Here is a 2,806-nt window from a genome sequence, read left to right as displayed (position 1 = left end):
GTCCTGCTGGCCGGCGCGGCCGGCGCGAGCGCCGCCGCCCTGCCGCCCACCGGGGCCGCCGCCGCCCCCGCTCCCGCCCGCGCCGCCGACGCCTTCGACACCCTCCGCGCCACCTGGCGGAGCCTGATCCTCGGCGGCGGCTTCGACCCGGCCGCCGCGCCGTACGCCACCCGCCTCGCCGAACTCGGCAGCACCGCACGCCGGTTGCGTACGGAGATGGCCCCGGCGGACGGCTCGCTCTGGCCCGGTCTGGGATACGCCGACCCCGAACCGGACACCGACCCCGAGTCGTACGCCCACTCCGAGAACCTCCAGACGAGCTACAGCCGGCTGCGCACCATGGCCGAGGCGTACGCCCAGCCCGGCACCGGCTCCACCGGCGACGCCGCCCTGCGCACCGCGGTCCTCACCGGCCTGGACCACCTGCACGACCAGGCGTACCGGGCCGGCCAGGCCCGCTGGGGCAACTGGTACAACTGGCAGATCGGCGTCCCGCAGGCGCTGCTCGACATCGACGTGCTGCTGTACGAGCACCTGGGCGCGGCCCGGATCGCCGCGCACACCGCCGCGATCGACCACTTCGTCCCCGACAGCGCGGTGGCGGGCTACACCGGCACCTCCACCGGCGCCAACCGGGTCGACCTGTGCCGGGTGCTGGCCCTCCGCGGAGTGATCGGCAAGACGCCCGCCAAGACGGCGCTCGCCCGGGACGCGCTCGCGCCGGTCTTCCCGTACGTCACCTCGGGCGACGGCCTGTACGCCGACGGCAGCTTCATCCAGCACGGCCACGTGCCCTACGCGGGTTCCTACGGGGCGGTGCTGCTCGGCGGTCTGGCCCTGCTGTTCGCCCTGCTCGAGGGCTCCGCGTGGGAGGTCACCGACGCGGGCCGGCAGACCGTGTCCGACTCGGTGGAGAAGGCGTACGCGCCCTTCCTCTTCAACGGCCTGGCCATGGACGCCGTCTCCGGGCGCGCGGTCAGCCGGGGCGTGCTGAGGAACGACGTGCGCGGGCTGCACCAGGACGACCACACCCGCGGCCACGGCATCATCGCCGCCATCGCGCTGCTGGCCACCACCGCGCCGGCCGCCGAGAGGAGCCGCTGGGAGGCGATGGTCCGCGGCTGGATCGCCCGCGACTACTACAGCCCCGTCCTCACCGGCTCCGCGCTGACCGTGGCCCAACTGGCCAGGCTGCGGACGCTGGCGGCGGCCGGCGGCGAGCGCGCCCCCGAGCCGGCCGGGCACCGGCTGTTCGCCGGCATGGACCGGGCCGTGCACCGCCGCCCGGGCTGGGCCGCCTGCCTGTCGATGGCCTCGGAGCGGATCGCCTACTACGAGACCGGCAACGGCGAGCACCTGCGCGGCTGGCACACCGGCTCAGGAATGCTCTACTGGTGGGGCGGCGACTTCGCCAACGGCCAGTACACCGACGACTTCTGGCCCACCGTGGACCCCTACCGGCTGCCCGGCACCACCGCGTCGCGCAAGGCGCTGGCCGACGCGGCCGGCGGGGCCTGGGGCGCGGCCCGCCCGGCGGTGGAGTGGGTCGGCGGCGCCACCGACGGCGTGTACGCCGCCGTCGGCCAGCACCTGAAGGGCCTGTCCTCCACCCTCACCGCCCGCACGTCGTGGTTCTTCCTGGACGATGCGATCGTGTGCCTGGGCGCGGGCATCCAGGCCGCCGACGGCGCAGGCGTCGAGTCGGTGGTGGAGAACCGCAACCTCGGCGCGAACGGCGTGCACGCCTTCACCGTGGACGGCTCCACCCAGTCCACCGCCCCGGGCTGGAGCGCCACCCTCACCGGGGCCCGCTGGGCGCACCTGGCCGGGCACGCCGGCTATGTCTTCCCCGGCGGCGCGACCGTCAAGGCGCTGCGCCAGGAGCGCACCGGCGCCTGGTCCGCCATCAACAAGAACGCGGACCCCACCGCGCTCACCCGCCGCTATCTGACGATGTTCTTCGACCACGGCGCCGACCCGGCTGCCGCCTCCTACGCCTATCTGCTGCTGCCGGGCGCCACCGCGGCCGCCACCGCGGCCCGGGCCGCCGACACGGGCTGGCTGACCGTGCTCGCCAACACCGGCGACCGGCAGGGGGTGCGCGTCCCCTCGCTCGGGCTGACCGCCGCGAACCTGTGGACCGCCGGCGCGGTCGGCCCGCTGGCGGCGAGCGCGCCCGCCTCCGTGCTCGTCCGGGAGACCGGTGCGAGCGCCGCCGTGTGCGTCTGCGGCCCGCTGCGGGACGGCGCGGCGATCGACGTCACCTGGAACCGCGCGGTCGCCTCGGTCGCCTCCCACGACCCCTCGGTCCAGGTGCTCTCCACCGGCGCGGCGCTGAGGCTGCGGATCGCCTCCGGCGCCCGGGGCGCGGTCCACCGGGCGGTGGTACGCCTCGGCTGACCGCTGCGGGCTCCGGCGGGGCCCTACTGCGGGGTGGCCAGGACCTGGACCCAGTAGGGGCCGTCCGGCGAGTCGGCGACGCCGATCCCGGTGTGGACGAAGTCGCAGGTGTTCAGCGCGGTCTGGCGGGTGCGCCGCCACTCGGCGGCGACCTCGGCCGGGTCCTCCTGCCCGTGGGCGACGGTCTCGCCGACGGCGGACCAGAGGTAGCCGGCGGCCCGCACCCGCTCGCCGGTGTCGCGGCCGGTGGAGTCGGTGTGGCCGACGTGGCCGCGGGCCGCCATGTCCGCGGCGTGCCGCTGGGCGATCTCGGTCAGCCGGGCGTCGGTGCGCAGTCCGGGGCAGCCGTTGGCGGCGCGCAGGCGGTTGACCTCGCCGACGAGCAGCGGGCCGGGCGGGGCCGGGG

The 2,806-nt window shown here is 76.4% G+C and carries 2 protein-coding genes; one reads left to right on the top strand and one right to left on the bottom strand.

The features are described 5' to 3' along the window. Window positions 1–3 precede the first annotated feature (3 nt). Window positions 4–2,400 (top strand): polysaccharide lyase 8 family protein, encoded by a 2,397-nt coding sequence (locus C6N75_RS29280; protein ID WP_105871857.1) that lies wholly within the window; start codon window positions 4–6, stop codon window positions 2,398–2,400. 23 nt (window positions 2,401–2,423) lie between these two features. Here the strand turns inward: C6N75_RS29280 and C6N75_RS29275 are convergent. Further along, window positions 2,424–2,806, bottom strand: a 383-nt coding sequence (locus tag C6N75_RS29275; RefSeq protein WP_146132719.1) for a CAP domain-containing protein, incomplete at its 5' end; no start/stop codon positions are given.

The organism is Streptomyces solincola, assembly GCF_002982015.1.
Lineage (GTDB): Bacteria > Actinomycetota > Actinomycetes > Streptomycetales > Streptomycetaceae > Streptomyces > Streptomyces solincola.
The sequence above is the reverse complement of the archived record's forward strand: the minus strand, read 5'-3'. Positions and strand labels throughout refer to the sequence as shown.